General features: G+C 59.6%; 25 protein-coding genes, 1 tRNA gene and 1 pseudogene. 12 read left to right on the top strand and 15 right to left on the bottom strand.

The window, feature by feature from the left end; all coding sequences use genetic code 11:
* Nucleotides 1-65: 65 nt before the first annotated feature.
* Both J2129_RS02855 and J2129_RS02850 read right to left on the bottom strand, forming a co-directional pair.
* Nucleotides 66-374 carry a DUF1894 domain-containing protein gene (locus J2129_RS02855; RefSeq protein WP_209629337.1) on the bottom strand — a complete coding sequence of 103 codons (309 nt, stop codon included), beginning with the start codon at nucleotides 372-374 and terminating at the stop codon, nucleotides 66-68.
* 190 nt (nucleotides 375-564) lie between these two features.
* Nucleotides 565-636: transfer RNA gene (locus J2129_RS02850), tRNA-Thr, on the bottom strand.
* Between the two features lie 391 nt (nucleotides 637-1,027).
* Between J2129_RS02850 and J2129_RS02845 the strand changes: the two genes are divergently transcribed.
* Nucleotides 1,028-2,005 (top strand): glycosyltransferase family 2 protein, encoded by a 978-nt coding sequence (locus tag J2129_RS02845; protein WP_209629336.1) that lies wholly within the window; start codon nucleotides 1,028-1,030, stop codon nucleotides 2,003-2,005.
* Nucleotides 2,006-2,247: 242 nt separating this feature from the next.
* Here the strand turns inward: J2129_RS02845 and J2129_RS02840 are convergent, their stop codons facing one another.
* Complete coding sequence (locus J2129_RS02840; RefSeq protein WP_209629335.1) at nucleotides 2,248-3,468, bottom strand: PD40 domain-containing protein; 1,221 nt, start codon at nucleotides 3,466-3,468, stop codon at nucleotides 2,248-2,250.
* 938 nt (nucleotides 3,469-4,406) lie between these two features.
* On the opposite strand from J2129_RS02840, the gene J2129_RS02835 reads away from it, so the two are divergent.
* Entirely contained in the window at nucleotides 4,407-5,291 is an 885-nt protein-coding gene (locus tag J2129_RS02835) for an ion transporter (RefSeq protein WP_245320566.1), read from the top strand.
* A 193-nt stretch (nucleotides 5,292-5,484) separates the two neighbouring features.
* Here the strand turns inward: J2129_RS02835 and J2129_RS02830 are convergent, their stop codons facing one another.
* Nucleotides 5,485-6,057 (bottom strand): HemK2/MTQ2 family protein methyltransferase, encoded by a 573-nt coding sequence (locus J2129_RS02830; protein WP_209629334.1) that lies wholly within the window; start codon nucleotides 6,055-6,057, stop codon nucleotides 5,485-5,487.
* Nucleotides 6,058-6,171: 114 nt separating this feature from the next.
* Between J2129_RS02830 and J2129_RS02825 the strand changes: the two genes are divergently transcribed.
* Complete coding sequence (locus J2129_RS02825) at nucleotides 6,172-6,957, top strand: ATP-binding cassette domain-containing protein (RefSeq protein WP_245320564.1); 786 nt, start codon at nucleotides 6,172-6,174, stop codon at nucleotides 6,955-6,957.
* 12 nt (nucleotides 6,958-6,969) lie between these two features.
* Here J2129_RS02825 and ilvN read toward each other — a convergent pair whose 3' ends face one another.
* Genes ilvN through J2129_RS02810 form a run of 3 tightly spaced genes read right to left on the bottom strand, consistent with a single transcriptional unit; the run spans nucleotide 6,970 to nucleotide 10,612 of the window.
* The gene (gene ilvN / locus J2129_RS02820; RefSeq protein ID WP_209629333.1) at nucleotides 6,970-7,464 is read right to left on the bottom strand and encodes an acetolactate synthase small subunit; all 495 of its coding nucleotides are present in this window, start codon (nucleotides 7,462-7,464) and stop codon (nucleotides 6,970-6,972) included.
* Entirely contained in the window at nucleotides 7,464-9,128 is a 1,665-nt protein-coding gene (ilvB, locus tag J2129_RS02815; RefSeq protein ID WP_209629332.1) for a biosynthetic-type acetolactate synthase large subunit, read from the bottom strand. The genes ilvN and ilvB overlap by 1 nt, the downstream gene beginning before the upstream one ends.
* Complete coding sequence (locus J2129_RS02810) at nucleotides 9,125-10,612, bottom strand: 2-isopropylmalate synthase (protein ID WP_209629331.1); 1,488 nt, start codon at nucleotides 10,610-10,612, stop codon at nucleotides 9,125-9,127. The genes ilvB and J2129_RS02810 overlap by 4 nt, the downstream gene beginning before the upstream one ends.
* 806 nt (nucleotides 10,613-11,418) lie before the next feature.
* Between J2129_RS02810 and J2129_RS02805 the strand changes: the two genes are divergently transcribed.
* Both J2129_RS02805 and J2129_RS02800 read left to right on the top strand, forming a co-directional pair.
* Nucleotides 11,419-11,952: an RDD family protein gene (locus J2129_RS02805; RefSeq protein WP_209631231.1), complete on the top strand. Its 534-nt coding sequence runs from the start codon at nucleotides 11,419-11,421 to the stop codon at nucleotides 11,950-11,952.
* 6 nt (nucleotides 11,953-11,958) lie between these two features.
* On the top strand, nucleotides 11,959-12,807 hold the full coding sequence (locus J2129_RS02800; RefSeq protein ID WP_209631230.1) for a zinc-ribbon domain-containing protein: 849 nt from the start codon (nucleotides 11,959-11,961) through the stop codon (nucleotides 12,805-12,807).
* Between the two features lie 347 nt (nucleotides 12,808-13,154).
* Here the strand turns inward: J2129_RS02800 and J2129_RS02795 are convergent, their stop codons facing one another.
* Nucleotides 13,155-13,409, bottom strand: a complete 255-nt coding sequence (locus J2129_RS02795; RefSeq protein WP_209629330.1) for a hypothetical protein — start codon at nucleotides 13,407-13,409, stop codon at nucleotides 13,155-13,157.
* 238 nt (nucleotides 13,410-13,647) lie between these two features.
* On the opposite strand from J2129_RS02795, the gene J2129_RS02790 reads away from it, so the two are divergent.
* Complete coding sequence (locus tag J2129_RS02790; protein ID WP_209629329.1) at nucleotides 13,648-13,974, top strand: hypothetical protein; 327 nt, start codon at nucleotides 13,648-13,650, stop codon at nucleotides 13,972-13,974.
* 357 nt (nucleotides 13,975-14,331) lie between these two features.
* Here J2129_RS02790 and J2129_RS02785 read toward each other — a convergent pair whose 3' ends face one another.
* The 4 genes from J2129_RS02785 to J2129_RS02775 form a co-directional block, all read right to left on the bottom strand.
* Nucleotides 14,332-15,144, bottom strand: a complete 813-nt coding sequence (locus J2129_RS02785) for an ATP-binding protein (protein ID WP_209629328.1) — start codon at nucleotides 15,142-15,144, stop codon at nucleotides 14,332-14,334.
* 464 nt (nucleotides 15,145-15,608) lie between these two features.
* Nucleotides 15,609-15,743, bottom strand: coding sequence for a hypothetical protein (locus tag J2129_RS13125; protein WP_281069791.1), 135 nt, complete (start codon nucleotides 15,741-15,743; stop codon nucleotides 15,609-15,611).
* Between the two features lie 113 nt (nucleotides 15,744-15,856).
* Nucleotides 15,857-17,383 (bottom strand): DUF2779 domain-containing protein, encoded by a 1,527-nt coding sequence (locus J2129_RS02780; protein WP_209629327.1) that lies wholly within the window; start codon nucleotides 17,381-17,383, stop codon nucleotides 15,857-15,859.
* Between the two features lie 352 nt (nucleotides 17,384-17,735).
* Nucleotides 17,736-19,121, bottom strand: a complete 1,386-nt coding sequence (locus tag J2129_RS02775; RefSeq protein ID WP_209629326.1) for a PAS domain-containing protein — start codon at nucleotides 19,119-19,121, stop codon at nucleotides 17,736-17,738.
* An 809-nt stretch (nucleotides 19,122-19,930) separates the two neighbouring features.
* On the opposite strand from J2129_RS02775, the gene J2129_RS02770 reads away from it, so the two are divergent.
* The 5 genes and pseudogenes from J2129_RS02770 (at nucleotide 19,931) to J2129_RS02755 (ending at nucleotide 23,449) form a co-directional block, all read left to right on the top strand.
* Nucleotides 19,931-20,164 (top strand): hypothetical protein, encoded by a 234-nt coding sequence (locus tag J2129_RS02770; RefSeq protein WP_209629325.1) that lies wholly within the window; start codon nucleotides 19,931-19,933, stop codon nucleotides 20,162-20,164.
* A 24-nt stretch (nucleotides 20,165-20,188) separates the two neighbouring features.
* The gene (locus J2129_RS02765) at nucleotides 20,189-20,929 is read left to right on the top strand and encodes a glucose 1-dehydrogenase (protein ID WP_245320562.1); all 741 of its coding nucleotides are present in this window, start codon (nucleotides 20,189-20,191) and stop codon (nucleotides 20,927-20,929) included.
* Nucleotides 20,930-21,174: 245 nt separating this feature from the next.
* Nucleotides 21,175-21,303, top strand: a pseudogene (locus tag J2129_RS12990) (EVE domain-containing protein); the annotation flags it as partial.
* 31 nt (nucleotides 21,304-21,334) lie between these two features.
* Nucleotides 21,335-21,919: a hypothetical protein gene (locus tag J2129_RS02760; protein WP_209629323.1), complete on the top strand. Its 585-nt coding sequence runs from the start codon at nucleotides 21,335-21,337 to the stop codon at nucleotides 21,917-21,919.
* Nucleotides 21,920-22,261: 342 nt separating this feature from the next.
* Nucleotides 22,262-23,449 carry an ATP-grasp domain-containing protein gene (locus J2129_RS02755; RefSeq protein ID WP_209629322.1) on the top strand — a complete coding sequence of 396 codons (1,188 nt, stop codon included), beginning with the start codon at nucleotides 22,262-22,264 and terminating at the stop codon, nucleotides 23,447-23,449.
* 80 nt (nucleotides 23,450-23,529) lie between these two features.
* On the opposite strand, the gene J2129_RS02750 is transcribed toward J2129_RS02755, so the two are convergent.
* Genes J2129_RS02750 through J2129_RS02740 form a run of 3 tightly spaced genes read right to left on the bottom strand, consistent with a single transcriptional unit; the run spans nucleotide 23,530 to nucleotide 24,712 of the window.
* Nucleotides 23,530-23,781 carry a hypothetical protein gene (locus J2129_RS02750; RefSeq protein WP_209629321.1) on the bottom strand — a complete coding sequence of 84 codons (252 nt, stop codon included), beginning with the start codon at nucleotides 23,779-23,781 and terminating at the stop codon, nucleotides 23,530-23,532.
* On the bottom strand, nucleotides 23,778-24,431 hold the full coding sequence (locus J2129_RS02745) for a hypothetical protein (RefSeq protein WP_209629320.1): 654 nt from the start codon (nucleotides 24,429-24,431) through the stop codon (nucleotides 23,778-23,780). The genes J2129_RS02750 and J2129_RS02745 overlap by 4 nt, the downstream gene beginning before the upstream one ends.
* Nucleotides 24,428-24,712, bottom strand: a complete 285-nt coding sequence (locus J2129_RS02740; RefSeq protein WP_209629319.1) for a hypothetical protein — start codon at nucleotides 24,710-24,712, stop codon at nucleotides 24,428-24,430. The genes J2129_RS02745 and J2129_RS02740 overlap by 4 nt, the downstream gene beginning before the upstream one ends.
* Nucleotides 24,713-25,726: 1,014 nt before the next feature.
* On the opposite strand from J2129_RS02740, the gene J2129_RS02735 reads away from it, so the two are divergent.
* Nucleotides 25,727-26,545 (top strand): cupin domain-containing protein, encoded by an 819-nt coding sequence (locus J2129_RS02735; RefSeq protein WP_209629318.1) that lies wholly within the window; start codon nucleotides 25,727-25,729, stop codon nucleotides 26,543-26,545.
* Nucleotides 26,546-26,665: the final 120 nt, after the last annotated feature.

Raw genomic sequence — 26,665 nt, 5'->3', positions numbered from 1 at the left:
GGAGTTTGCGCCTCAGAGGTCTTCAAGTACCCGCACCAGGAGGTGAGGGCAGAAAAAAGAGGGGGTCAGTCCTTCCTGAGGTCTGCCCTGATCGTCGCGATCTCTCCAGGGGTGGTGTCCATCTCCAGGACGTCGGTCCCGAAACAGGGCCTGGTGAAGGTGAAGAGGATCTTTTTCTTCTTCTCTTTGATGCCGATGAGCATCGGGGCCTCCCCAAGGATACAGATATCGCGGATCTCGTAGTCGGGCGGGATCTCGTAGTGTTCCTTCACGTGTTTCCTGATATACTCATTTGCCTCTTCTGCCGAGGCGTCTTTGACGAGGATCTTTGTCGGCAGTCGTTTGACGCAGTGTGGTTTGCCCATGTCTGGCATCGTGGTCCCCCTGTCTGAGCGAGATGGTTGGGGAACCATCTGATTTAATTTTCACGGTGGCAGACCTGGACCACGGGGGACGACCTGCCAGCGGTGCGCGCCGGCGGTATACACTATACCCAAAAATCGGATTGCAATGAGGGAAATTACGCTTCTCACGGTGGAAGGGCGGGAACCCGGAAAAAGGCAGAGCCCCAGGCGAGACTTGAACTCGCGACCTGCTGATTACAAGTCAGCCGCTATGCCACTAAGCCACTGGGGCAAGATCCATTCTATGTTAGTCCTTTGTGATAAAAAAGATGGCGATGCCTCACCCCCCCGAGTGGAGAGGCATGACGACCGTGAACCCGTATTTCTCCTCTCTCGCACAACCTCATATTTGGGGGTCCTTTTTGGTATTCTGCCCGGTGCTATACCGAGAACAAAGATTGCCAGAGAGGAAGATCCCCAGATCAGGCTACAGCAGGTGTCCTTCAGTACAGAACCCCCCTCCCCTCTCTGGCGGGTGGGAAAACCATATATACCTGATCGGCATTTAGGACTCACGTAGAGAACGACCGGGGAGTGATGTTGTACCCCGGGAGGGGTGTTCCAGACGCCTGTACGCCATGGCGAGATTCCCTGGAATACCAATTTTCTTTGGGGGGGACAGAGTGAAATCAGAGGCGGTTGTACATCGCTATAATGAGGGGACCGCTCAGCAGAAGGCCATTCTATTTGGGCCCTCGGTCAAGCAGCGGTCAGTGTCTCGATCAATTGCGGCAATACCCTGCTATAATGAAGCGCTCTCCGTAGGTTCCGTCGTGCTCAAGGCGCGGCGATATGTCGACGAAGTGCTGGTGATCGACGACGGATCGACCGACGACACGCGTGCCATCGCCCACGAGGCCGGGGCCGTCGTGATCACCCACCAGAAGAATGCCGGAAAAGGCGCGGCGGTGAAGACGGCCCTTGAATATGCACGGGTCCGGGGGTTTGAGTATCTTGTCCTCCTCGACGGGGACGGGCAGCATGATCCAGACGAGATCCCGCGCCTGCTGACCCCGGTCAAAGAGGGAAACGCCGACATGGTCATCGGGTCGCGTTTTCTTGACAATACCAGGAGCACCATCCCATTCTACCGGCGCATCGGCCAGCAGGTGCTCACGACGATGACGAACATGGACTCCAGCATCAAAACGACCGACTCGCAGTCAGGGTTCAGGGTGCTGGGGCGGAGTGCGATCCAGCGCTTCACCCTGGACTCAGAGGGCTACAGCGTGGAGTCGGACATGATCTCGACTCTCTCTGAGAACGGCGCCAAGATCTATGAAGTGCCCATCTCGGTGAACTACGACGTCCCAAACAAACACAAGAAACACCCGGTCACCCACGGCTTCGGGGTCCTCAACACCATCATCAGGAACATCAGTTTCAAACATCCAGTGATGACCTTCGGGTCTTTTGGCGGGGCATTCCTCTTCCTTGGGTCGGCGTCCTGGTACGTGGCGGCCACGGCACCTCTCCCGCAGCCGATCGGCCATTCAATGGTCGGACTGCTCTTCATCACCGGCGGTCTCCTCCTCCTCTCCCTGGGGGTCATCATCAGTTACCTTGCATATATGTTCAAGGGAAGAGAGACGAGAGGCTGAGCCCTCTCTTTTTTTCGGCTTTGTAGAAACCCTCACTTCCTCTCAGTGCAAGGGAGACTCAATCACCTTCCCACACAGTCACACCTGGGGCGCGGCCCCAGAGAGATCCAGAAGGTTTCTCCGGGGCCCTTTATTATCACCTCCCCTGGTCCTCGCGCCCGCCCGCCCCTGTCTGGGCCCGGCAAGGACGATTGGAGAGGGAGGCACGCCGACCAGACCGGCGGCCTCAAACTGCGGAACCGTCACCGTCTCCTGAAAAAAGCAATGCCGACGATGATCAGCGAGAGCCCGGCCGTCACCTTCAGCACCTCCACCTGCCGCCCTCCAAGGAGAGGCGCCGCGTCCTCTTCCTCCGGCGAGGGGGAGGGGTCCTTGTCCACGACCGCATAGAGATCGTCTATAGTGCTAAAGACGACCCTCGCCCCGTCAGGCGACCACTGCGGCCACATCAAGGAGAGGGCGGCGCCGGACGCAAGCGGGACGGGGTCTGACCCGTCGTGCTCCGTTACCCAGAGCGCGGGAGGGTCTCGCGTCACCGAGGTGAAAGCGATCCAGGTGCCGTCAGGCGACCAGACCGGGGACTGGTCCCAGTGTCCCGACGTCAGCCTGATGGTGCTGTTCTCCTCAAGATCGACGAGAGAGAGGGGGCACTCCAGGTCAGGCCCAGGGAGATAGGCGGCATAGGCGATCGCGGTCCCGCCAGGCGACCAGGCATAGTCACAGACATGGTTCCCGGTGAATGTCACCTGGTGGTCTCCAGTCCCGTCGCGCTCGACCGTCCAGATCTCTCTTGTCCCTGACCGGTTTGAGAGATATGCGATTTTATCGCCATGAGGTTGCCACCGCGGCGAGGAAGCATCGCCGCCGGTGGTCAGCGCCCTCTTGTTGCCCCCGTCTGCGTCCATGATCCAGAGGTCGGCGTCATATCTGACTTCCAGGACGGCGTCTGCGACCACAGACCCATTCGCCTCTCCGGCAAGAGACGCCTGGAAGACTTCCCAGAAGCCCGAATTGTCGTAGAGGCAGGAAGTATAGACGATCGCGTCCCCGTCTGCGCTCCACACCCCCCCGTAACCCGACGAGGGTTGGCCAGGGGCGACCAGGCCATCGTCTGTCAGCCGCGCCCGTTCGCTCCCGTCAGGGCGCATCGTCCAGAGGTCAGTCTTCCCGTCATGGACAGAGACAAAGAGGAGGTGCCTCCCGTCCGGGGACCAGGGGTCTGAACAGGCGAACTCACATGCACCGTTCTCTGTCAACGCCCTCATCTCCTCCCCGTCATGGTTCATCGTCCAGATACCGATGCGGTCGTCTTCGACCGAGAAAAATGCAAGGCAGGTTCCGTCAGGCGACCAGAATGGAAATGCATAGCATTTCGAGTCGTCGGTCAACTGGACAGGAACGGGCGCCGCCGCCGCAGGGGTGCAGATGATCAGCAGGAGGACGCATGCGTATCTGAGGCTCATCCCCCCACCCCGCGAGGGGGGGCTATCTCATAGAGTCTATTCATTGTCGGTCTCCCCACGGAGGGGTCGAATTCTGCTCTTCATCCCTGGCGGTCCTGAGAATCGTCCCCCCCTCCTTTTTCACTGCCCCTCTCCTCAGACGTGCGAGCCTGGAGGCCATGGTGCAATGGGTGCCTCCTGCCCGACATCTTATATATACGTTGGCGTGGGTCCCTCCATAGACAAAGCATTTCCAGATCTCCAATCCATATTCAGGAGACAGCAAGGTCCGGACCCGCCCTGCACACCTTCTCTCGCCCTGACCCCTGGATCAGAAAAGCAGAGCGAAGACCATGAAGAGGGGACGCGATCCCCCACCACACGATTGAGTTGAGGACGGCACTCGCTCTTCACGGTCATCGATTCTGCCTTCCCCGCCTATGGGGGTGCCGCGCCCCTGGCGTGAAGGTATGGGAAGGCATGATGATCCGACGTGCCGCCCCGACTGTAGAGTCTTCCCCGCCGTCTCGCGCCTGACCCCCCACGACGAAGAGAGGCGGGGGTGGCGAGTGAACACGATCCTCGCCTGCTCTTCAGTCTTGAAAAAGAGAGACCACGTGACAGGAAATTTTCATCCCGTATGCGTGAACCGGGGGTTCATGCCAGATTCTACGGAGCCAGAAATTCGAACCCCTCTTCTCCACCGGTGCGGGGGCGTGAGAAGGGATGAATGCACGGGTGCGCAGCGAAAAGGGGAGGAGGTCTCCACCATCTCTACTGCTCTCTTCCGGGAGGGGGAGGGGGAGGCTCGGAGGGTTTTGGGATTCTCTCCAGAAAAAAGGTGAGTCGTTTTCCGGGGCCGGTCTTCGAGAAAATGCCAGGATACGCCGCAGGGAGAGAAGAGAAGAGAGACCCCCCATCAGGTCGAGATCGCAAATTCCTTTTTTGATGAGCATGGATTGGTACTGCAGACTATGTTCAGGTACCGGGTCTATAACGTCCTCGAAGGAACAGACGAAGGGGGGATGATCGGTGAGGTGCTCAACGTCTTTATCATCGCCCTCATCGTCGCCAACGTGACCGCAGTCGTGCTGGCGACGGACGCGTCCCTGTACCAGGCCTACCAGTCCCTCTTCGACTGGTTCGAGGTCGTCTCGGTCGCGATCTTCACGGTCGAGTACGCCCTCCGTCTCTGGACGGCGCCGTGCAACCCCAGGTTTGCAGGCCCGGGGGGCAGGGTGCGTTTTGCCACGTCGCCCCTTGCGCTCATCGACCTCGTCGCCATCATGCCCTTCTATCTCCCGATGGTCCTCCCCCTCGACCTCAGGATCCTGCGGATGCTGCGCCTGGTCAGGATCTTCCGGCTCTTCAAACTCTACCGTTATTCTGAGGCACTCAGGATGCTGGAGCGGGTCATCAAGGCGGAGAAGGAGGCGCTTGTCGTGGTCGGGTTCGTCCTTCTCGTCCTCCTCATCCTCACCTCGACGGTGATGTATTTTGTCGAGCACACCGCCCAGCCCGAGGCCTTCTCCAGCATCCCGATGGCGATGTGGTGGGCGGTGGCGACGCTCACCACCGTCGGCTACGGCGACGTCTACCCGGTCACTCCGCTCGGCAAACTCCTGGGCGGGTTCATCGCGATCCTCGGGATCGGGATGTTCGCCCTCCCTGCCGGGATCCTTGCCTCGGCCTTCGGGGACGAGATCAGGGGCCGCCACGAGAAGAAGCGCATCTGCCCTCACTGCGGGCGGTGCATCGACGACCCGCCCGCCGGAGACGAGGTCCTGACAGGCAGTGCGGAGGAAGGAACGGCCGTGCCCGGAGCGGCCGACACCTCCCACTGAGGGCAAGGTCTCCGCCTCTCTGGATGACGAACCGGTGAGCACGACGAGTAGAAAATGATCTCAGGTCACATGCCTATCCCCGGTCACTCACACCGGGGATGAAGATTGAGTCGGGAAGGCAGAAGAGACGATCATGACGCCGTCCTCGACCTTTTCGTTTTCGTACTGCGGGAGGTCCAGGCCCAACGAATCCTCACGCACGGCAGGCGCAGAGGTCGCGCGTGATCCTGAGCACGAGCAGTTCTTCCCCCTCGATCACTTCGGTGGCAACGAGGAGGACGGTATACCCGCGGTCCGCAAAGAGGCGCCTGACCTCGTCGGGCCCGGTGAGCGAGGAAACAAGGAGGAGGACCCGACCCGAAGGGGCGAGCACCCGCCCGACCCCGGCGGCAAACCGCTCGATGGTCTCCCGCCCGCTCAGACCCCCGTCCAGGGCATATTCCAGCCAGTCGTCGATCCGCTCCTCTGGCAGGGTCGGGAGATAGGGGGGGTTGAAGAGGACGAGGTCGAAAGGACCGCAGAGCCCGGCGAACAGATCGGTGCGCACCGTCTCGACCCCCTGCTCACGCCCGGCCCTCACCGCATGCGGGTTGATGTCGGTGGCGACGACGACACGGGCCTCGCCAGTGAGGGCGGCGGCCACCGTCCCGCTCCCGCACCCCACCTCAAGGACGCAGTCTTCGAGCCGCACCTCGCGGAGGGCGGCGTCACGCAGGAGGAACGTGTCCTCACGCGGCTGGTAGACCTGGTCGTGCTCGTACTCCATAGATGCCTCTCCTGTTTGGAACTTCTCCGACTTATCCCTGTGGCCCGCCACCTGCCCTGCCCCGCCCCCCTCCCACCGCAACGAGTATCAGGACAGCCCCGAGATCCGCATACCATGGACCCGCCACTCCTGCTGGACTTTGCCCACCTCACTGTGATGAAAGGGAAGACCACCCTCCTCGACTCCGTCTCCCTTGCCGTCGGTGCCGGAGAACACCTTGCAATCCTCGGGCCGAACGGTGCCGGGAAGTCGTCGCTGGTCAGGACGATCACCCGCGAGCACTACCCGGTGGCAGAAGAAGGGCGGCGGTTCAGGATCCTCGGGAAGGAAGTCTGGGACGTGACCGGACTGCGCGCGATGCTCGGCATCGTCTCGCACGACCTGCAGTGCACCTTCTCCAGGGAGATCACCGGACGCGAGGTGGTCCTCTCCGGATTTTTCTCCAGCATCGGGCTCTACGGCCACGAGGTCAGCGCCGCGATGGAGGCGAAGGCCGACGAAGTTCTCAGGTTCCTTGAAGTCGAGCACCTCAGGGACCGCCCCATGACGCAGGTCTCCACCGGAGAGGGGCGGCGTCTCCTCATCGGGCGGGCGCTCGTCCACGACCCAATAGCGCTCATCCTCGACGAACCCACGGCCAGTCTCGACCTCCACGCCCTCCACCACTTCCGTTCAATGCTGCGAAAGATCGCCTGCTCAGGCACCGGCGTGGTCCTGGTCACCCACCACCTCCACGACATCATCCCCGAGATCAGGCGGGTGGTCCTGATGAAGAACGGGCGGATCTACAGGGACGGCCCTAAAGAGGAGGTCCTGACCGACACGGTGATCGGCGACCTCTTCGAGGTGCCGGTGGAGATCAGGGAAGAGGGCGGGTGGTATTACGCGACCCGATATTAGCCCGGCCCCCCTCTACCTCCCCCCCTTCATCCCCCGCATCAGCGCAATCTTCCCGGTCCGCACGAACTCCTTGATCCCGTACTGACGCAGGAGACGTTCCAGGGCGTCGATCTTCTCCGAGTCCCCGGCCACCTGGAGGATGATGCTCTTTGGGCTCACGTCGATGATCTGGGCCCTGAAGATGCTGGCCACCTGCATCACCTCGGCCCGCCCCTCGCCAGGTTCGGCCGCCACCTTGATGAGGGCGAGTTCACGGGCGACCGTGCTCTGCTCGGTGATGTCGGAGACCTTGATGACGTCGATGAGTTTGTTCAACTGCTTTTTCACCTGCTCGATCCTGGCGTCGTCGCCCAGGACGACGATGGTCATCCTGGACATCCCCGGTTCCTCGCAGGTGCCGACCGCAAGGCTCTCGATATTGAACCCCCGGCGCGAGAAGAGCCCAGAGACCCTGGAGAGGACGCCCGCCCGGTTCTCGACGAGGACGTGGAGGGTGTGCGGCCTCATCAGCCCCGCCTCCCGATCATCTCGTTGATCGCCGCCCCGGCCGGGACCATCGGGAAGACGTTCGCCTCCCGCTCGATCCTGACGTCCAGGACGAACGCCCCCTCGGTGCCGAAGCACTCCTCCAGGCCGGGTCCGACCTCGTCGGGGTCCTCGACCCGCCGCCCCTCGACCCCGTAGGCCCTGGCAATCCCGACGAAGTCGACCGGGCTGAGTTCGGTATACGAGTAGCGCCGGTCATAGAAGAGTTCCTGCCACTGGCGCACCATCCCCAGGTAGAGGTTGTTGAGGATGACCACCTTCACCGGCACCTTGTACTCGACGACTGTCCCCAGTTCCTGGATGTTCATCTGGAAACTCCCGTCTCCGGCGACCAGGGCGACGGTCCGGTCCGGACACGCGAACTGCGCCCCGATCGACGCCGGGAACCCGTAACCCATCGTCCCGAGCCCGCCTGACGTGAGCCAGGTCCGCGGCCGCCTGAAGCAGTAGTGCTGCGCCGCCCACATCTGGTTCTGCCCCACTTCAGAGACGATGATCGCCTCGTCGTCGAGGAGGGCGTTCATCTGCCTGATCACCCCGGCAGGGTCGAGCCCGGCGGCAGGTGCGGGGGCGTTTTCTTCCTGCCAGCGCCGCACCCTCGAAAGCCATCCGTTCCCCCGCTCCTGGCGAGCGAGTTTTGCGGTGATCGCCGCAAGGACCAGCCTCGCGTCCCCCACGATCGGGACATCGACCGGTTTGTTCTTCCCGATCTCGGCCGGGTCGATATCGATGTGGACCACCGCCGCCTGCGGGGCGAAGGCCTCCACCCGGCCGGTGACCCGGTCGTCGAAGCGCACCCCGACGGCGATGAGCAGGTCGCACTCGGTGACCGCGAAGTTTGCCGCCTCGGTCCCGTGCATCCCGATCATCCCGAGGGAGAGAGGGTGGTCGCACGGCACCGCCCCCAGGCCCATCAGGGTCGAGGCCACCGGGATGGCCGTCAGTTCGGCAAGGGCGAGGACTTCGGCGGCCGCTCCCGAGGCGACGACTCCGCCGCCGATATAGAGGAGCGGCCGCTCGGCCTCCTGGATGAGGGCGACCGCCCGCTCGACCTGGCGCGGGTGGCCCTCGTACGTCGGCTGGTAGCCCCGCAACCGCGCCTCCTGCACCTCTGGGACCGGGTCGACCTGGGCGGTCATCACGTCTTTGGGGAGGTCGATGAGCACCGGGCCCTGCCGTCCGGTCCCCGCGATATAAAATGCATCACGGACCACCTGGCCAATCTCGGCGGCGTCTTTGACAAGATAGTTGTGTTTGGTGATCGGGAAGGTGATCCCGGTGATGTCAGACTCCTGGAAGGCGTCGTTGCCGAGCATCGTCGTCGGGACCTGGCCGGTGACGGCGACGAGGGGGACCGAGTCCATGTAGGCGGTGGCGATCCCGGTGACCAGGTTGCAGGCGCCAGGGCCTGAGGTGGCCAGGCATACCCCGGTCTTTCCCGAGGCACGGGCATACCCGTCGGCGGCGTGGGCCGCCGCCTGTTCGTGGCGGACCAGTACATGCCGCAGCGGGGCGTCGTAGAGTTCGTCGTACACAGGCAGGACCGCCCCGCCAGGGTAGCCGAAGATCGTCTCGACCCCCTCGCGCTGCAGTCCATCGACCAGCAGTCGTGCTCCAGTCTTCATTTTTTCTCCTCAATCAGTCTGTTCATACCGGCGACCATCGCTTCCACGCTTCCCATGATGATGTCGGTCCTCGCTCCCCGCGCCGTGAGCGTCCGGCCGCCATGGCCGAGCCGCACTGTCACCTCGACGAGGGCGTCGGTGCCTCCGGCAATCGCGTCGACGCGATACTCTTCGAGCCGCACCTCGGCGGCCCCGGCGACCGCTCGGCGCACCGCCTCGACGGCGGCGTCGACCGGGCCGTTCCCGGTGGCGGCGCAGGTCACCTCCTCGCCGTGGACGCGGAGGGTGACCGAGGCCGTCGGGGTGACGGTGTTGCCTGAGACCACGGTCACCTGCCCGAGTTCGATCGCCGGTGCCCCGCCCATCCCGGTGACCGAGTCGGCGATGGCCATGAGGTCGGCGTCGGTGACCCGCCGGCCTTCGTCGCCGAGGGCCTTGACCCTGGCGACGACCTCAGCGTGCTGCGCCTCGGTGCAGTGGTAGCCGAGTTCGGTGAGGGCGGCGCCGACCGAGGCCGACCCCGAATGTTTGCCAAGCACGATCCGCCTGGTCCGCCCGACGGTCTCGGGGGCGAGCGGTTCGTAGGTGCTTGCGTCTCGCAGGACGCCGTGGGCATGGATCCCGCTCTCGTGGGTGAAGGCCATCTCGCCGACGATCGCCTTGTTCGTCGGGAGCGGGACGTTGGTCAGCCGCGAGACCGTCGACGCCAGCGGGTAGATCTTCTCGGTCGAAAGCCCGGTCGCCACCCCATAGAGGTGCTCCAGGGCCATGGCCACCTCTTCGAGGCCGGCGTTCCCGGCGCGTTCTCCCAGGCCGTTCACGGTCACGTGGACGGCGCTCGCCCCGGCCTTGAGCGCCGCAAGGGAGTTGGCGAGGGCGAGCCCGAGGTCGTCGTGGCAGTGGATGCTCAGCGGGGCGGCGAGGAGCGGGGGGATCTTCTCGGCGATCGCCTCGGGGGTCATGAGCCCGACCGTGTCGCAGAAGCAGAGCCGGTCGGCGCCGCGTTCCACCCCGCCCGCGAAGAGCATGGCCAGGAACTCCCCGTCCGCCCGCGAGGCGTCTTCGCCGGAGAGTTCAACGACGAGCCCGTGGTCTTTCGCATACGTCACGCCCTCCCAGGCCATGGTGCAGACCTCGTCTCTCGTCTTCCTCAGTTTCGCCCTGATGTGCAGGTCGCTCACCGGCACGACAAGGTGGACGCACTCGATCCCGCATGCCACGGCGGCGTCGATGTCGCCTGGCAGCGCCCGCACGAAGGTGGCGATCTCGGCGTCCAGTCCGGCGTCGGCGATGAGCCTGATCGCTTCACGCTCTCCTTCTGATGCGGCGGCCGATCCCGCCTCGATGGTGGCGATGCCAAGGTCTGCGAGCATGGTTGCGATCTGAAGTTTTTCGGCGGGTCTCAGCGAGACGCCGGGCGTCTGCTCCCCGTCCCGCAGGGTGGTGTCAAAAAAGCGGATCTTTTCAGGGAATAAAGCAATCACTCATAGTGGGTGTCACCACATCTGAGAGGACTGGATGATATATATTGGTTTGTATATTTCTCGCGAGGGGGCATGCTGACGAGACCAAATCGATGTGGTGGTCATGACCATGAGCCGCCGGGTCGTGTAGTGATCTTGTGCTCCTCATAGAGCGGGATGCTGGAGAAGGGTCTGCAATTGAAGCGGCACGTCTGATCTGCACGCCGCCCCATAGTCTCCGCGTCGGGGGAAAGACTCCTGACCCCCCAGGATCAAGATTGGGCAGGGACGGCAGATTCGAAATCCCTGAAGAGGGAATGCCATCCTCGACCTTATCGTGGTGCAGGGGGTTCTGGGGGCGGCCAAGCCCCCCGCAGAGTTGGCCATCTGGAGAGTTCCTACAAAGTCCGAAGATCAGAGATCTTCTCACGCGTGCTCATGCCCACATCCCCCAGATCCCCTCGACGACGATGAGGACAGGAAGGCAGAATGGGCACCTATGATGTGAGTGCTGCTATCCTCGATCAATCATGCGGCAGGGGTGAGCAAAGCGAACGTGAGAAGACGAAGTCTTCGAGGGTGGTCCTGGGGTGCACCCCCCGGCATAGGCATGTTGGAAGGCATGTGATCAGTTTTCGAGTGGCCCGCTCCTCGGCAGAGAGAATCTTATATGGACGACTCCTCAGGTTTTTGTGTGAGATATGAGAAATAGCCTTGAGGCAAATGTAAACGAAGGGTCGCCATCGTGTTCCACGAGATTCATCCGGCATAATGGCGAGCGATATAATTGAAAATATTTATTATGGTCCAAATTAGGTAATGATTACATGTATTGTCAGCATTGCGGGAATCAAATCCCTGATGATTCTCAATTCTGTCCTGAGTGCGGGAACAGGATCACCACTACCCAGACCGGTCCTTCCTCCCCTGAACCCGAGGAGGTCGAATACATAGGGTTCTGGGAGCGTTTCGGCGCCTATATCATCGACTCAATAATCCTCACGGTTCTGAGTATAGTGGTGTTCATATGCGCGGCGGTCATGCTCATGGTGCTGACACTGGACGAATACGTCTCGGTCTATCTCTCTGTACTGGCCTGTATCCCGGTGAGTTACCTCTACTACGCCTACCTGGAGAGTTCGCCTCGGCAGGGGACCTTTGGCAAGAGTTTTCTTGGGATCATCGTCACCGATCTTGACGGGAACCAGATCTCCTTTGGCCGTGCCACCATCCGTTTCATCGGCCGGATCATCGAGAGTATCTCCTATGGCCTGCTCTACCTCATCATCCCGTTCACCGCGAAGAAGCGGGGGCTGCATGACTTCATGGCAGGGACCGTAGTCGTCAGAAAAAGGGTCTGAGCGTCGATGTACTGCAGGAAATGCGGCGCCGAGATCGCAGACGATGTGCGGTTCTGCAACCGGTGCGGGGCACCGACGTCGCCTGAGGAAGAGGGCGCACCGTACCAGACTGACCAGACCCCTGCGCCCGCCACGTCCTCCGCGCCCTCTGGGGGGAGTCCGGTCGTCTGGGGGATCGTCGGGGTCGTGGCCTGTCTCTTCTTCGGGATTCTGTTCATCGGCGGGGTGGAGGGCGACGACGAATGGGCCGCGGAGATCGGGGCGGCGGTCCTGGACGCGGCAGACTCTCAGGACCCGACCACGCGAGACTACGCCCTCTCTCTGGTCAGGCCCCCTCACTCGGGCACCTACAATATCGCCCAGATCTGCGACATCTGGGAGGGGGTCTATCTCAGGTGGACCTATGTCAACGACCCGCAGGGGGCGGAGTACTTCTCTCCGGCAAGCAGGACCGTGAGCATCGGGCTGAAAGGCGACTGCGACGATTTCGCGATTCTTATGGCGGCGCTGATCGAGGCGATCGGCGGCGAGACCAGGGTGGTCCTGGCCTCCGACTTTCTCGAAGACGGTCATGCCTTCTCAGAGGTCTATGTCGGCGACGAGTATCGAGACCTCAGGGATGCGGCGGAGTACATCTCTGAGCGCTATGGGTGCGAGTCGATATGGTACCAGAAGAGCACGGGCTATTTCGGGTCAGACGAGTACTGGATCAATCTGGACTGGTGGAACGAGCATCCTGGCGGAGAGTATTTCCAGTTTGAAGATGCCCTCGCGGTGGACGTGAGCGGCGGCGAGACCACCGAGATCACGGACGGCGGCGAGATCAGGAGTGTCAGGTGCTGGAGCGGGTGGTGAGGATGCAAGGTCGGTCGAGAAGGACGCCCCCCCTCTCACGTTCACTTTCACCCTGCACGGCCTACCTATATCTTCCCCCGGGTGCCATCATCTCTTAGCCACACAGACGTGGCGAGTCCCCGGAGGAAGGTGGAAGTCTCCGCTTTTCCTGTGGGAGAGATCCGCACACTCGTTCCCCGGCCCCGGCAGAGTACCGCCATGCTCAGGGTGGCCGGGAGGGTTCTGGGGAAGGGCGTTCTTCATGATCGTCTGCGTCTTTCCCCTCTTCACTGAACTTCCTTTTTTTGGATCTGGCGGCGTCGTGATCGCACCAGGATGAGAGTTGTACAGGGGTGCCCGGTTTCTTCTCAGGCTTCTTTTTTGATCCTTGATTCTGGATTCTCAGACTTCGCAGATGAGAACAGTTCCTTTCCCTCTGAAGAACCTGCAAATCCCAGGGGAGAGTCGAGGATGACCTTCTTCTCCTTGATGAGCAGGACGCCTTGTGCTTTCTTTGCGTTCCGATAAAATCCAATCGCCGCCCGGCCAGCGTCGACAGATCCCCGGCTACTGATCTCGTGTGATCCGTCTGGGAGCAGAACGGCAACCGTTACATGAGCCATAATTATAATTGGTTTTTTGAGGTATCAAATGTATCTGTGCGCAAAAAATTCTATTTGGAGGACTTATAAGATTTTTTGAACCACAAATATACTCAGAAACGATATAAAATTGATCCGGGGATACCATTGATGATATTCCTTCTGGACGAGAAAGACAGGGCGATTTCAGAGGACCATAATCGCTCATCAGGGATGAGACTGAAGAAGATCAGAAAATGTTCTGGACAGACTGAGAGAGGTGGCGGCCGAGGACGTGCTCGCGGGGGCGGCGGCCTCGGCGCACCTCCACCTTGCCATGACCGTGCGGGCGCTCCCTGCCTCCGAGCGTCTGGTGCTCAAGGCGGTCGTGGCCGAGGGGCTGATGGGCGTCCAGGCGATCTCTGGAAGGGTGTATGAGCGGGTCTGCGAGGAGGAGCCGATGAGCTACACCGTGTTTCATGAGCAGTTGAAGCACCTGGAGGCGCTGCGGTTGCTGGAGGTGTATGTGTGGCCAGGGAAGGGGCGCGAGATCCTGGTGCGGGAGGGGGTGGAGGAGGTGGTGAGAGAGGATGCACCTCTTCAGTGATCAGGAGGAGGGTCTGAGGATGAGGGGGACGTGAGCGCCCCTCCGATCAAACCGGGGGTGCACATATAAAGCGAGCACATCTTTATAAAGGATCCAATATGAGAGAGATGTGCAGAACACCTCTCTCAACCATGGTGTCTGCATGGAGATCTCGGCAAATAGGCGAAAATTGCCCCCTGTCGAAGAGCCTGATCCATCACAACAAGGATTGAAACTCGTCACCCAATCCGATCTGGACGTCGAGAGGCAGATCTCTGTTCTGCCACACCACAGGAAGTCTTCGACTCCGGGCAGGCCCCGGACACTCCAGGAATAGACGTAGGACTTCTCCAGAGCCTTTCCGCCTCCCCTCTCAGATCACGGCCGCCTCTGGTCGGCGTTCATGATCGCGCGCTCGATAATACTCTTCTTTCGTGCGATCATTCTGGCGACGAACTCATCAAACGACTCCTCCGGATAATACGGGTTCAGAGTCGACTCATACCACGCCCCCCACACCCCGCCCATCCCGGCACCAAGCGCCTCGGCGAAATTCTCCTTCGAGACCGTACGGGCTGGAGAAAGGTGGCGATACAACACTTTGAGCTGGAAGAGATCATTTTTAAACCTCTCTTTCGAGGTCATCCCCGTGAGCGCTGTCGTCCTCCGCTCCAGGATCTCCTGGATCTGTTCATAGGTCGCCTCGTCAGAGTTGGTATTCCCCCGGTAGTAGATCCGGTTTCTCTGTATACTCTCCCCCGCGCTCTCCGGGAGAAAAGGGATATTCTCAGGGGTATCCCTGACTAAAATCACCTGGAACTTTTTCCCTCTCAGCAGACCGAACTCAGACTCGTCATACGCAAAATCGAGGATCTCGTACTCGAGATTTTCCGGGATATACCTGCTCAACCTCTGCTGGATATGCGTCTTGTCCTCAAGCGTGTCAAGCCCGATCGGGGCATAGGTGTTGTCTTCGAGTTCCCGCACCCCAAACACGATGATCCCCCCCGTACTGTTCGCCATCGAGATGATCACCCGCGCCAACTTCGACGCCTCGATCATCATCTCCTTATAATCCAGATGATTGAACTCGCCGAGATTGTCCTTCAGGATGTCACGGAGTTTTGCGCGGTCGGGGTCCCTGAAGAACGGAGCAAAAGCCTCTCGAATCCCGCCGATGCCGATACTCATCTGATCATCACCTGACACCTGCGACCGAGCACGCCGTTCGTCTCGCTGTTCGTCAGGTTCATCGTGAGAGGGTCAGAGGACGCGGGGAGGCGATGAGAAACCGCAGATCTTCCAGTCGGTACACGTCTATGCATTCGCTCCTGTGCGTTTTTAAAAAAAGGCCCGCCTCCCTCCGGGACATAGAAATGAATTTGATCTCGTGTCATCATATCTTTTTGAATATATATTGGGGGTCCAGATGAAATATTGTTGCGATCGAGACGTGCGATGATTTTTTGGGTTCCTGGAACTCGCCGGGCATGCCGGACCGCACGGTGCATCGCCCAGATTTTAATTTTTTTTCCGGGCCTGGAGCCATCCACGCCGGTATCTGGGGAGCGTGCGCCGGTGTGGCATGTCCCGCCCCCGGCCAAAGAGGTGGGACGGCGGGTGACACACACCCCCCACACAAGAGGGGAGGGGTTCTACAGAACTCTTATTTTTTCTTTGAAGATCATCGTAACAGGCATTCCTGCAATCGAGTGGATCTTCGGCCCTGTCGAAACGTCGATGGAAAGAGAATTTTTGGACCCCTCATTATTTTCTTCAATCCCCTGCATCTTGAGAAATCTCTTCTACTGGCACCCCCGCCTCCCCGGAGATCCGCTTGGAGGCGGGTGTCTCGTATCACTCCTCAGAATGACCGACCTGCTCAGTCCCGTGAAAAAGCGCATTACAACTGTGCAAGTGTATCATGAAGCCAGACCATGGCGAGCGTATCCTGCGTACAATACTCAAGCAGCTCCTGTCTCTTCTTCTCAGTCTCTGCCGGATCAAAAACCCCCTTTGCCATCAATGCAAAGGTCGCCATTGCAGTCTCTCCGTCGGCAATGGCAAGACCGTCATAGGACATCCCAGGCACCAGTGCCGGGAGGGCGACCTTGATCGAGGTTCGTCCCTTAAATAGGGGGTGGTTCACCGACCGTACAATCTTTTCAAGATCCACCAACCGGGTGATGATATCCTGTAACTGCCCTTCCAGATCAGGAAACTCCTGTATCAGTCCTTTGATTGTTGTCCTTTCAAAAGAGGTGTAGACCAGGATCGATCCTTCGTCATCCAGATCTTCGATTAAGCGTTCTGCAAGACGACGGCGACAATCACATGTGGGGTCTGCGAGATACTCGGAATGCCGGTCTATTTTCCCACATTCAGGGCAGGTATGGATGGAATACTGGATCGGGAGATGGCAGTACGGAGCGAGATTCGGGTAGAGAGGGATCGCGGTCGTCGTCGTCTCAAAGTCGAGATAGTGGACAGGCCATACGATCTCATCGAGTGCGCTCCGGAGGCCGGGGTCTATGACCGGTTCACCACATTGTACACACTCTACATGCTTTCTCTGATTTTTGGTGAGTGCAAAATCCTCTGGTATATCCTCAATCCGGACAATGTCCTTGCCGACCAACGCGGTGAACTTCTTTTCACTCAGGCGAGGGATGGTAAAGATATGGTTCTCAATATCTTTTCCATGACATTCGGTGAACATCGGGCACTTTTTACATTTGAATGAGAGAGGCAGGGATGGAGGGCGGGGGGTTTGCAGGATCTCTTTCACCTCGGGGAAGTGTTCTCTGAACTCTCCGACCCAGGGGACCACTGCGCCTGTACACTCGCCCTCGATGAAGAGGGCGGAGACGTCCATTCCCAGCCGGAAGTCTTTTGATACGAGCAGAATCGAGATTGTTGAAATGTCCAGCCCGCAGAGAGTGAGGACCGCGGCTGTGTATGCCATGTCGTACATATGCTGCTCTTTGAAGTTGGTGTTTGATTTCACCTCGATCAATTTCCACTGGTCGCCCTCTCTCTGCAAGATATCGGCTTTTGTTGCATAGCCGTCAACCAGAAATGTTGCTTCAAAGAGGACAGAGGTATGAGTGTCACGGATCAGTTCTTGCGTTCTCTGTGCAGCGGCCTGAAGATTTTTTTCTTCGATATAGATGCCCTCTGGAAAGAGTTTTCTGGCGGCTTCACCGATTTCCAATCCCTGATGTATCCTGAATTGATCTCCAGCGGAGACCTCTTCTGCCTCTGTCCGATTGGCCTGCATCCACCCTAATTTCTGACAGAAGATCGTGTTGAGAAAGATGGCTTTTGATATGTGCGGCACATAAATCCCTCCTCGCTCCATTTTTTGGGAGGGGTTGCGTTTTATTTGATATATGATTTTATATTTAAGTTTTTTAAGAAAACGGACCATATCTGGACTCGGCCGGTGGATGGCGACGGGGCGGTCTCTGGTGCGGTTCTGGCAGGTCCATCGGTGTACCGGAGTTGCCGACGATGAAAACCATCGATATGAGACCAGAAGGATCGCCCTCGCGAAGGAGGGTGGAGCGTCGAAGTCAGGCACGTCGATCACGACGGGGCGAATGTGTATCAGAAGAAATGAAGGGTTTTACCGTCCCTCTCTTTCTGGCACCCCTGGATCAGGGGTTCAGACCGACAGAGATCTGGTCCAGACATCTGATCTTCAGGAGGCCGTCGAGGGCCTCTTCTCCTCCAGTCTCAACGATTATACTGAAGCAGATTTCAAAGTGGCAACGTCCTGCTCAGGAGGCCTGGTCCAGCCCAGGGTCGTCGTCTGCCGCGGGCGGCCACCCCAGTTCCCCCCCGAGTTCATCAGAGATCTCGATCATAAGCGACGCCAGTTCGTCTGAAGGGAGCTTGAAGAGATAGTGCCAGATCCACTTGCCCTGGCCCCGCCTGTACTGGAGAGGCGGGAGGAACTCCGGCTTTCCCGTGGCCATGGTCCGACCTGCGCTCTCCATGAGGGCGTTGAAGTTGAGGTCTGGGAAAATCTCCACAAGACTCCGGCCGACAAGATCGGGCTTCGGCACCCCAAGGATCTCTTCGGCCGTCCTGTTGAGATCCTTGAAGGCGTACCCGGCCCCTCCGTCGATCGGCTCGTAGATGATCAGACCGTTGTACGAGTCCTCGAAGATCGAACGGTACCGACTCTCCCTGAATGTCAACTCCCTCCGGTCCCGCCAGTCCTGGGTGATGTCCTTGAAGAGAATCGCACACTCGGTCGGCGCCCCGCCGCCGTCCGGGTAGATCGGGGTGAAGACGACGTTGAAACAGCCCAGGCCCGACTTCGTACTCGATATCCCTCGCTCCTCTCTCATGCGGGTGAAGTCGCAGGCAAGTTCGGTCTCGTCGGCCCGTCCGTTCCTGATCAGCGCCTCCAACTTCCCCGGAGCACAGGAGAGGTCGAAGGCGCTCACCGTGCTGAGGTCTTCGAAGTTCTGCAGACCAAAGAGGTCCAGGGCCGCAGGGTTCGCATTGAGGATCACCCCGTCGGTGGAGAAGAGGACAATCCCACTCGGGACCGTCGCAAAGAGAGTTGCGATCTTCTTCTCCGAGTCCTTCAGGGCAGTCTCGATCCTCCGCCCGGCGGTGATGTCGCGCAGGCTCACCATGATCCCAGGCGTGCCGATCTGGGCGACGATAGGGGCAAAATCGACCAGGTAGATCGTGTCGGTTCTCTCCTCGATCAGCTGCATCGCGGCAACATATGTCTGCGAGTGCCTGATCCGCTCGATGTTCCGCCTGACCGCCGGTTCGGCGAAGAGCGGAAGGCCCAGGTCGAAGAACGGGGTACCGATGACATTGCGCCCTGGGTGGACCCTGAACCTGGTGACAAAATTCTCGTTCATCATCCAGACCCTGAGGTCGGCGTCCAGGATCACGAGGGCGTTTGGAAGGCGGTCGAAGATCTTCTGGAACGGGATGCGAGGCAGCGGGCGGTAGAGTTTCTTCTGGCCGAACCGCTCCATGCTGACGTCTCCGCTCGCGTAGAGGAGTTCAAGATATTTGGACACAGAATTCCGAGGGAGGGCAAGTTCCCGGGCGACCGCCGTGACCGTCATGCCTGTGGTCGCATGGTGTTCGAGCAGGTCGATGATCTGGGCGAACTTCTCCTCGTATTCATTCATGAGATCTTCCTTCGGAGTAGTTATGCACCGATGCGGTATATGGTCGCTTTGACCGCCCTGAGATGCTCCTGCACCGGTGCGTCCCCCTGTCCCCCTCCTCACACAAATTCGATGTGGAGGATCTCAAGGAGAAGACCGGAATTTTGGCTCTGGAGAGGTATTATCTTTGGCGGCGGGCGTGCCGCCCCCTTAACCTCCCGTGCGAGCGAGAGGCGGTGGACGGCAGTGCGCTCTTCATGGCGAACGAGTGTGCCTACCTGGCCCGATCTTGCTCTCCCAGGGAAGATGGGGGAAGGCGGGGGAATCGCGCTCGCACCAAGAATTGGTACGGGTTTCTACAGGGCCGGAATCTTGCTCATCCTGTGGCCCAGGAATGTCCGCCAGGGCCTTCGTCATCGAGAGAGGGGGGGCATGCCTGCAGAGCGTCGTTACTGCCAGTCACTACGGGGCAGAGGCACCGGTAAATGCCACCACATACCCTGAACGATCGCGACTTCGGGCGACGCCAGCATGGCACGATATATAGATGGTCCGATCATCGGCAGGCAGTAAACCAAACCTATATCAATTTCCAGGTGACGATCCTCGTGTGAGGATATTCTGCTGACCGCGGCGACCAGCATGACATGCGAGGGAACCTGATCAAGGCCGCGGCGATCCTCGAGTAACGCAAAGAGAACAGCACTACAGACAGAAAAAATCTGAAACTGATGAGAAGGTGCCTGGGGCGCGGGAGATCCGAGAATTCGGTTCTCATGGTAGCCGCGCCGCAGCCCTGGAAGACATCCTGCCAGACGCGATGATGATCTGTGCGTGCAGACACCCTCCCCCAGACTTCACAGACACCCCTCAATGAGCCCGACCACCCGACGGCGACCGTCTCCTCTGCACCAGGGATAACGATGCCACCCAACCACGGCGCTCGTGAACCCGCGGATCAGGACGGCCATACCATTCTGACCAGGCTCACCATCATGAACATGTGCCACCTTGGCGGGATCTGGATCACAGCCCTCGACAGGGGCCAGGTCTGTAGGAAATAAAAGGAGGAAACCAACATGGGACGAATGGACAACAAAGTATGTATCATCACCGGATCGACCAGCGGTATCGGTGAAGCCTGTGCAAAAGACATGGCAGCCGAAGGCGGCAAAGTCGTCGTTTCCGGCCGAAACGAGGAGAAGGGCGCCAGGGTCGTCGACGAGATTAAGAACGCAGGTGGAGAGGCAATCTTCATCAAGGCAGATGTCGTCGTCGAAGACGATATCAAAAACCTCATCGCCAAGACCGTCGAGACCTTCGGGAAACTGGATGTTATGGTCGCCAACTCCGGCATCGTCATCCTGGGCGAGCCCCACGAGGTTGAGACCGACGACTGGGACAAGGTCATCGACGTGAACCTGAAGGGCGTCTTCCTCGCTGACAAGTATGCGATCCAGCAGTTCCTGGAGCAGAAGACTGGCGGGTCTATCGTGAACACCGGGTCCATCCACAGTTTTGCCGCCAAACCCGGGCTCACCTCGTACGCCGTCGCCAAAGGCGGCGTCGCCATGCTGACCAAGATGGCCGGCACCAGTTACGCGGTCAAGGGGATCCGTGCGAATTTCGTCGCACCTGGCTACGTGGACACCCCGCTCCTCACGGCCCTTCCGCAGGAGACCTACAAAGCACTGCAAGATCTGCACCCGATCGGGCGCCTGGCCAAGCCGGTGGAAGTTGCAAAGGCGGTCACGTTCCTGGCGAGCGACGACGCTTCAGACATCACCGGGACCAGTCTGCTCGTCGACGGCGGGTATACTGCGGTATAGGTACAGTCAAAAGCCATGTGATTATATCAATACACTTTTTTGCCGAATGTTTCAGGGGCGACTCTGGAGAACCTCCCGCAAATTCCTGGGAGGAAGGTGATTCATCTGCCTTCCCGCAAATGGCGAGGGTTTTTACAGGGTTGATTCTCTCGAACTCGCTCTCGCAAATAGAAACGAGAAGACAGCATTGACATTCATGCATCGCTTTCGAGCGGCCACCGCCCGGAAAAAAACTCGGAAACGAGGTCTTCGACCCGCCTGTGGAGTTCAAACCTCTCATTCCTGATCCACAATTCATCATGAACAAAAAACAGTGGTCCGGGCATATCAGGGGGCAGGCGATGCGGACGATCCCAAAAGAGGGTTGTTCTTGAACCGCATATCCTTCCCCTTGAACATGAAAGCATGACCCTGGACATTCTTTCCGCCGAAGAAGAGAAACTCTGGCGACAGATCCATGGAATAAAGCCATGGGACTATGACGAGACCTGTTCATACTGTGGCAAAAGAGAGTACGAGATCCTGAAAGCACCAGAGACCGTTGATGTAATGGTCTGGGTCTGGAACATGAAATGTTATGGATGTAACGACATAACCCCAGTCGTCTGGCCAGTTAATGTAGATTTAGAACCTATTTTTGAATCAATACACTTCCATTCATTTGAAAACCTCCCCCAAAAAATATCTGAGGCCTATCCCTTCTTCAAAAAAGTCTTTAAAAAAACAAAAAACGTTGAAGATTTTGGAAATACCTGCACCTATTGTGGGAGATATCAAGGCGACTGGTTTGTGATGGAAGATTATCTTGAGATCGCCTATACCCCTGAATCAGCCCAGGAACAACGCACTATCAAGGTCGACCTCACGCCCTATGAAAGACTGTGGTATTCAGGTCCAAAAAAGGTCTTGAACCTCCATCATCCACGGAAAGGATCCTTTGCCAGTCTCTGTGATGATTGCTACCGACTATACACTCAGAAAAAAATGTAATTTTTTCACCGAGTGCCTGCGGCTCTTCGCCATAACAAATTCATCGAAGGACAGGAGTGGGAGCTCGCACAATTTACTATTCGCAGTCCATTCAGATCGGGGGTGGTTTTTCCGGGAGTTTGTTCATAGGTGCGACCTGCCAAATACTAATTTAATACAGATTAGTATTTCGATCTGGATCTGTAAACTACTAATTTTACACAAATTAGTAGTTCACGAGTAGTTCAGGGGTGAGAGAGTGGTCTCAGAGAGATCGTCCTGGCCGGACCGTCCCCATCCCCCGCACCTTCATCCCCTCTCCCGGCCGATATATGACCAGAACTCCCCGGAGCCAGACAGACCATGATCATCCTTGAAGAACCCTACGTCTCCCGCCTCCTCATCGAGACCGTCGCCGCGATGCACCTGCCCGTCCTCGCGAACCAGACCTCGAAAAATCTGGATCTTCCCGACGGAACCGTCCTCCTCTCAGACGACGCCTTCGTCGCCAGGATGCAGGAGGAGACGACGAAGAGCGGGTACCGGGTCTACACCAACTCGGAACAGTCCATCGCCTGGATCAAAGACCACCTCGGGTTCACCGGCCTCCCGGCGCAAATCGACCGCTGCAAAGACAAGGTGAAGTTTCGGGAGATGCTCAGGCCCCTCTACCCAGATTTTTTCTACCGCGAAGTCGCGGCCGACCGACTGGACGACCTTGACATCTCCGCACTCCCCAGACCCTTCGTCATCAAACCCGCAGTCGGGTTCTTCAGCGCCGGGGTCTACACCGTCGCGACCGACGCCGACTGGGCCCGCGTGCTCGCCTCGCTCACGCATGAGATCGACGAGATCAGGGCGCACTATCCTCCTGAAGTCTGCGATTCGGGGCGGTTCATCATCGAAGAGCAGATCGACGGCACCGAAATCGCCGTGGACGCCTATTATACCTCTGACGGCACCCCGGTGGTCCTGGACATCCTCAGGCACGACTTCTCCGCGGCCGACGACGTGGACGACAAGGTCTACGTCACCTCGGCGGCGGTCGTCAGGGAATACCTCGACCCGGTCCTCAGACTGCTCAAAGAGATCAACACCCTCGCCGACCTCACCGCCTTCCCGTTCCATATCGAACTCAGGGTCGACGACGACGGCGCCATGGTCCCGATCGAGTTGAACCCGCTCAGGTTCGCCGGGTGGTGCACGACCGACCTCGCGCTGCACGCCTACGACATCAACGTCTACCGCTCCTTCTTCGAAGAGCGTGCACCCGACTGGGACCGCATCCTCTGCGAAGACGCGGGCAGGAGGTACTCCCTGCTGGTCGTGAAACGCCCCGACGGGATCGACCCGGCCGAGATCGAGGGGTTCGATGCCGACCGGTTCCTCGCGACCTTTACCCGCCCGCTCGAGTGGCGCCCGGTCGACTTCCGCAGGTACCCGGTCTTCGGCTTCCTCTTCACCGAGACCGACGAGCGCACCCAGGACGAGATCGACAGGTTCCTCCGGTCTGACCAGAAGGAATTCGTCGTGTTCCGGGCTGACCGGTGACACCGGTCGCCGTGCGGTTTCTGAGAAGGCGTCCTCTCTTGACGGGGGGAACCCGAGGAGGGGAGAGAGGAATAGGGCTCTCACGAGAATGGGCCGGGTCTTTCCCCACAATTCACCACCCCCATCACCGCCGTCACCCAGTAAAACGCAAACATCACCGTCACGTAGGCGTCCCCGCTCCCGATCCCGTGCGCTACCCACAGGGCGTTTCCGACCATCCACGCCCCAAAACCCGCCATCCGCGTCCTCACGCTCCGGGACGCCACCAGCACCGCCCCGGCCATCCCGAGCACCACCGCCGGTGCGAGGAGCGGGTCGAGGAGGGGGATCATCCGCTCGACCTCCTGCCCTTCATATTTCCTTCTCGCACCAGTCCGGCATAACACCGCTCGCAGAGCACCACATGCCCGTCGGCCGAGCGAAAGACCGCCCGGCCCTCTCCGCAGACACCGCATCGCCCCAGGTCGGTGCGCACCCGCCTGAACTCCCGGTGGTCCAGGACGCCAGGGAGCAGGACAGGCGGGCGTGCACCGGTGCACCGGATTGCACCTGGGTGCACTCCGGCATTGTCGATGAACGGAGATGATGTATGGCCGTGATTGCGTATCACTGACCCCTCGCCAGGTTTTTCCCCGTCACGTGCACCCGCACCCCGATCGCACACACCCCTACCCTCAGACCAGGACCGATCAGAGGTGGGGTGTGTGCGCTCGATCTGGTGCAATCTAGTACTATGAGAGAGAGAGATCTCTCTCCTCTCTTTAGAATAGGTACTCTGGGGCCGTTCCTCCGTCTTCTTCTCCTGCACATCTGCGGTGCCATCCCGGTGCATCCTGGGTGCACATGTGCCATCGTCAGTCACCGGCACCACATGCCCTGAGAAGAGAAGGGCCCGCACGTCCTCGTGTGCGATCAGAAAATGCCGATCGCCGAGGAAGAGGTGGAGCCCGCCATCGGCGCCAGGACAGAGTCTCCCGTTCATGCTCCCACCCCGGTCCGCACCACCAGCATGATCAGATAGACATGCCCGCGGGTGCGCTGCACATGCATCTCAGAGATCGCCCCCCTGAGCCGCCGCATCTCCCTGGTAAGCACTGTCTGGACCAGGTCGAGGGGGACAGGGTCGACGAACTCGATCGCTTCGCCGGGCGCCGTCGGCGTCGGTCCGGGGTCGGCGCACAGGTGGTCGCGGGGGCTGCCGACTCTCCGGTCAGGAGCCGTCGCGGCACCCCCCTGATCTTTTATCTGCGATCGTCTTCGCATGGTTGTTCTCTCCTGCGTGGGCCCCGCTGAGCGCCCTCGAAGAGGCGACGACTCGTCGACACCGCACACAAGGGATGATAGAACCATGAGAATATAATCTGGAGCAGCGCGGGGTGAATGAGACGGATGATGGTATTTATACGTTGCGTGAGCGGGGCGAAGGAAAAAAACTCAGGGCATCTCTCCTCCCCCCGGCGCCCTTCTGTATCTACGCGTGACCTCCAGACCGGGATCAGATCATGCGCCGACGATCCGAGTGCCGGACAATTATCCCGGTCCGTCAGGGAGTGCGTGGAAAAAAGACGGAGACGATCACCATCGAGAAAAAAAGATATGAAAAAATGGCGCTGTAGAAATCCTCACCTCTTGTGTGGGGGAGACGTGTGTCTCCCGCCTTCCTACCCCTTTGGCAGGGGGCGCTGCCCCCGGACCCCCCGGAACCACGATAGGGTCGGGAAGGCAGAATTGATGACCATCAAGAGAGTGTTGCCGTCCTCGACCTATCGTGGGGCGGGGGGGTTCGGGGGGCGGCCAAGCCCCCTGACAGAGAGATTCATCAAGAGGATTTCTACAGAACCAAAAGAATGACGCTGTAGAGACCCTCATGGCGCGGTGAGAATTCTCTTCTGATCACCTGTCCCCCTCTACATCGTGCCGGGGGTTCCTCGAAGATCATAGATCGTCCCCCAGAATGAAGATTGGGGCGGAAGGCGGAGAAACGATCCTTAAAGAGAGGTTGCAGTCCACCCCCTATCGTGTCGCGCCGGGGGCGAGGGGCGAGTGCCCCCCGCCGAGATGGCTATCTAGAGAAATTCTACAAGGCCGAAAATACAGAGAATATTGTCGCCTTCACCCTGACACCCAGAACGTAGTATTATGAATAATGGGCATGCCTGGGAAATACGTCAGAGATGAGTTCAGTCCAGGTGATGGCTCTCACATTTTTCCACCGACCTGTAACCCCTACCCCTCTCGGGCGGATCATTTATCTCCCCTGACAGACTCCCTCCCCCCATGCACAGGACGGTCCTCCTCATCCTCATCTGCTTCCTCCTCTCTGCCGGGTGCGTCTCCCCGACGCCGTCAGCAGAGGGGGCCGGAGAATATGCAGGGCTCATCGGCGAAGAAGAGACCCCTGAGATCCCGGCAAACTACAGCCTCGGGACCGTCGTCATCCCGCCGGGCAATGCCACGCCCCTGCACCGGATGGCCGGGAGCACCGAGTTCGTCTTCCTCACTGCGGGCGAGGCCGAGATCAGGTGCGACAACCAGACCGTGACCGCTCGTGCCGGCGAGAGCGTGCTCCTGCCAGAAGGCGTGCTCCAGTCGATCGCTTCGGTCGGGGAGCGCGATCTTCGGTACGTCGACGTGATCGAACCCCCCTTCACGGTGGAAAACGAAATCTCGGGCGACGACCTCGCACTCCTCGCGGGGACGACCGACGGCGTGCCAGTCGTCATCCCTGACCCGAGGGCCGGGGCTGAGTGGAACCTCGGGGCGGATATGAGGATCTACACCCTTGCAAACCCGGTGCTGACAGAGGAGGCGGGCCTCCCGATCGGCTACAGCGTCGCCTACGTCGAACTCCTCCCTGGCGGCTCGATCAGATACAACCGGCTCAACGGCTCGTCGGAGGTGGTCTATGTCCTCGACGGCGAGGTCGAGGTCTTCACCCCGGCAGGGGGCGGGGCGGTGCGGGTGGCGGCCGGGAGTGCGGCATATGTCCCGCCCGACGAGGTGAAGGGGTATCGGAATGTGGCGGCGACGAACTCGACGGTGCTCAGTTTCGTCGACCCGGCCTGGACGCCCGAGCGGACCGAGATGCTGGAGTGAGGGGCGAGTGCCGCCCCTGACCCCCACGGACAGAAGATAGGCAGGGGCGGCACGATGACTCGATCTCTGTTCGTTCATCAAACGCAAGGATAAGGATCAAGTTTTCATCAGGCACACCAT

Source organism: Methanofollis sp. W23, from assembly GCF_017875325.1.
Lineage (GTDB): Archaea > Halobacteriota > Methanomicrobia > Methanomicrobiales > Methanofollaceae > Methanofollis.
The sequence above is the reverse complement of the archived record's forward strand: the minus strand, read 5'-3'. Positions and strand labels throughout refer to the sequence as shown.